The 3,622-nt window shown below is 57.6% G+C and carries 2 protein-coding genes; both read left to right on the forward strand.

The window, feature by feature from the left end; genetic code table 11:
- Nucleotides 1-435, forward strand: a 435-nt coding sequence (mraW, locus tag ACIREA_RS28520; protein WP_397385716.1) for a 16S rRNA (cytosine(1402)-N(4))-methyltransferase, incomplete at its 5' end; no start/stop codon positions are given.
- A gap of 34 nt (nt 436-469) precedes the next feature.
- The coding region (locus ACIREA_RS28525) for a LamG domain-containing protein (RefSeq protein WP_397385717.1) at nt 470-3,622 on the forward strand (3,153 nt) is incomplete at its 3' end.

Genomic DNA, 3,622 nt, shown 5'->3' on the forward strand with positions numbered 1-3,622 from the left:
GCCATCCTCAGCGACAATGCGGATGAGCCGCACGCGAAACTGCTCGCTCAGGCATTGGCTGAAACCGACCACGCCACCACGCGGTCACTGGCTGAAGCTGTGCGCCGAGCGCTGCCTCACCGGGTGAATGAGGAAGATCGTGACGCCACCGTGCGCCGCGTTTTCCAGGCCTTGCGCATCGCCGTGAACGAGGAGTTTACCGCGCTTGACACTTTTTTGCGTCAATTGCCCACCTGTTTGCGCTCTGGTGCGCGAGTATGCATCCTCACCTTTCATTCCGGTGAAGACCGTCGTGTGAAGCATCTCTTCCGCGAAGGCCTGCGCAGCGGTCTGTTCAGTGCCACCAACGATGAAGTGATTCGTCCCACTTCACAGGAGACCCGTGACAATCCACGTGCAGCCCCGGCGAAGTTGAGGTGGGCGGTGAAGGCGTGAATTGAAGTGCATTCATGATGCGTATGAGTGAGCCATGTTCCAATCCGTTCGCATTCTTCTCCTGTTAGGACTTTGTTTTCCATGGGTTGCGCATTCTGCGCTGCAGGAGACCTGGGAGACTGGTTATGCCAAAGAAGACGCCACGGGACCGCATGTGCTGGGATTTTGGAAATTTGATGAAGAGTCCAAGGATGTGACGCTTCATGGGGCTGTCTTGAATCCGAAAGGGAAGTTTGGCGGGGCTTTGGAGTCGTTCCCGGGGTTTCCGGTTCAGGATCAACGACATGCGGCGGTGGTGGCGGTGAAGCCTGTGAAAGGGGCGTTCACGCTGGAGATGTGGATCAAGCCGAAGGCGGCGTTTGAACCGGGGTTGCGGTGCTTCTTGATGGACAAGAAGTATGTCGATCACACGGACTACCAGTGGCAGATTGGTGATGCAGATAAGGGCGGATTGCGGCGAATGTGGGTAACTTTGGGTTTTGGAGAGCAATCGAAGACGATTTACTCGCTGCCGTTCAAGCTGGAGACGGACGTGTGGCAGCATGTGGCCTTTACGTATGATGGTGCAGGTGATGGAAAATTTTATCGGAACGGGGTGGCTGCGGGTGGTGCAAAGCTGGCAGGTTTTGGCACGGTGATGCAGGGAATGAAACCGTTGAGCATTGGGGACCGGCTGGGCAGCAATTATGGCGGGTTCCCGGGGTTGATCGATGAGGTGCGTGTTTGTGAGGGGGTGCTGAGTTTTGAGCGCATCTCGATGCAGATTGTGGCAGGGCGCAGTGTTTGGAGGCGCATGGAGACGGCGAAGCCGGTGGAGATTGTTTGCACCAATTTGCAACGAGAGGTGCTGAAGGCGGCGCGGCTCAAGGTGAGTCTGGGTGGGACAACGGAGGAGTTTCTTGTGTCGGATTTGGCAATGGGGAAGAGTTTTACGGCCAAATATTTGTTCAACACGGCGCTCAAGGTGGATGAATATGAATTGAGGGCTCGGTTTGAGACGGGTGATTATGCGACTGAACAATCGACGGCTTTGAAAATCGTGGCGCGGGTGCCGGAGCGGATGCCGGTGATCATGTGGGGGGGCAGTGGTGAGGAGATGGAGCGGGTGAAGGATCTTGGCTTCACGCACTTTATTGGACTGGGCGCGGACTACAGTGAGATGTGGCATCAGAAAAAGATCGTGCCGCCGGCGAAGCCGGAGGTGATCGCGAAGAACCGGGCGATGCTTGATCAGGCGCTGGCGAATGGGCTGGAGGTCATTGCGAGTTTGTCGCCGGCTGCGGCGCTGGAGAAGGAGGAGAAGAACCTGCGCATTGGACGTGATGGGAAGGCTTATGCGCGGCAGGACATCTGTGCGTCGCTGCCGGACTTTGCTTCTTTTTTTCAAGTGGTGGGGATGAGTGTGGCGAAGGCTTATGGGGATCATCCGGCGTTCACGACGGCGTTGATTGATTCGGAGGTGAGGGATAACACGCAGGTGAGTTTCAATTCGGTGGATGTGGAGGCTTATCAGAAGTTTGCGAAGGCAGAGATTCCTGCGGAGGTGACGGCGAAGTGGGGGGTGGATTGGACGAAGATGAAGGATTTTCCGGTGGATCGTGTGATCGCGGATGATCATCCTGTTTTGAAGTATCTGCGCTGGTTCTGGACGGTGGGGGATGGCTGGAATGGTCTGCATACGTCACTGCACAAGGGGGTGAAGAGCAGCAAGGTGTGGACGTTCTTTGATCCGGCGGTGCGGCAGCCGAGCATCAGCGGGGCGGGCGGTGGTGTGGATGTGATCTCGCACTGGACCTATACTTATCCTGATCCGCTGAAGATTGGAATGTGTGCGGATCAGTTGTTTGCGATGAGTGCGGCGACGGGGCGGAATCAGCGGGTGATGAAGATGACGCAGTTGATCTGGTATCGCTCACAGACGGCACCGATTGGCAGCAAGGCGCCGGGTGAGGTGGTGGCGTGGCAGGATCATGATCCTGATGCGGCGTATATCACGATTGCGCCGATGCATTTGAAGGAGGCGCTGTGGACGAAGATCGCGCGGCCGATTCAGGGCATCATGTATCATGGGTGGCAGTCGCTGGTGGCGACGGACAGCCCTGGGGGTTATCGATTTACGAATTCAAACACTGCGCCGGTGCTCAAGCAATTGTTGCATGATGTGATTGAGCCGCTGGGGCCGTCGCTGATGGCGATTCCTGATGAACGCAGTGAGGTGGCGTTGTTGGAGAGTTTTACTTCGCAGATGTTTGCGCATCGCGGCAGTTACGGCAACAACACGGACTGGGCGGCGGATGTGTGGCTGGCGCTGCAGCATGCGCATGTGCAGACGGACATCGTGTATGAAGAGACACTGCTCAAGAACGGGCTGAGTGGTCGCAAGGTCTTGGTGATGCCGTATTGCGATGTGCTGACGAAGGGCGTGGTGACGCGGATTCAGGACTGGCAGAAGAAGGGCGGCAAGATTGTGGCGGATGAGTTTCTGTGTCCGGCGCTGAAGGCGGATTTCCTATTGCCGAGTTTCAAGCGGGTGAAGAAGGCGGATGAGGACAAGGCGAAGGTGCTGGAAATGGCGAAGACGGTGGGTGGCTTCGCGCTGCCGCAGAAAGCGATGTGCGACAATCCGGAGATCATCGTGCGCACACGGAAGTTTGGGGATGCGACCTATGTGTTTGTGGTGAACGACAAACGCGAGTTCGGCAACTACGTGGGCCAGCATGGGCTGGTGATGGAGAACGGGGTGCCATCGAGCGGGGTGGTGAGCTTGAAGGTGGAATCGGCGAATGTGTATGAATTGACGGGAACGCAGTTCATCGTGCCGAAGCGTGGAGAAGACGGTTTGATGAGCTGGCCGGTCGATCTGGGGCCCTGTGATGGGCGCATCTTCATGGTGCTGCCGAAGCCGCTGCTGGGCCTGAAGCTGGAGGTGCCGGAGAACGCGGTGGTGGGGAACAGCGCGAAGATTGCTGTCAGCATCACCACCACGCAAGAAGCGCCGACCAAGGCGGTGATTCCGGTGCGGGTGGAGGTGCGTGATGCGAGCGGGAAAGCTGCGGAAGGGAGCGGGTTTTATGCCGCTGAGAATGGCATCGTGGAAATCAAGCTGGACCTGGCGCCAAATGAGGATCCGGGCAGCTGGGAAGTGCGGGTGAAGGAACTGGCGAGCGGGATGGAGGCGCGGAAGTGG

Source organism: Prosthecobacter sp. (assembly GCF_044373815.1).
GTDB lineage: Bacteria > Verrucomicrobiota > Verrucomicrobiia > Verrucomicrobiales > Verrucomicrobiaceae > Prosthecobacter.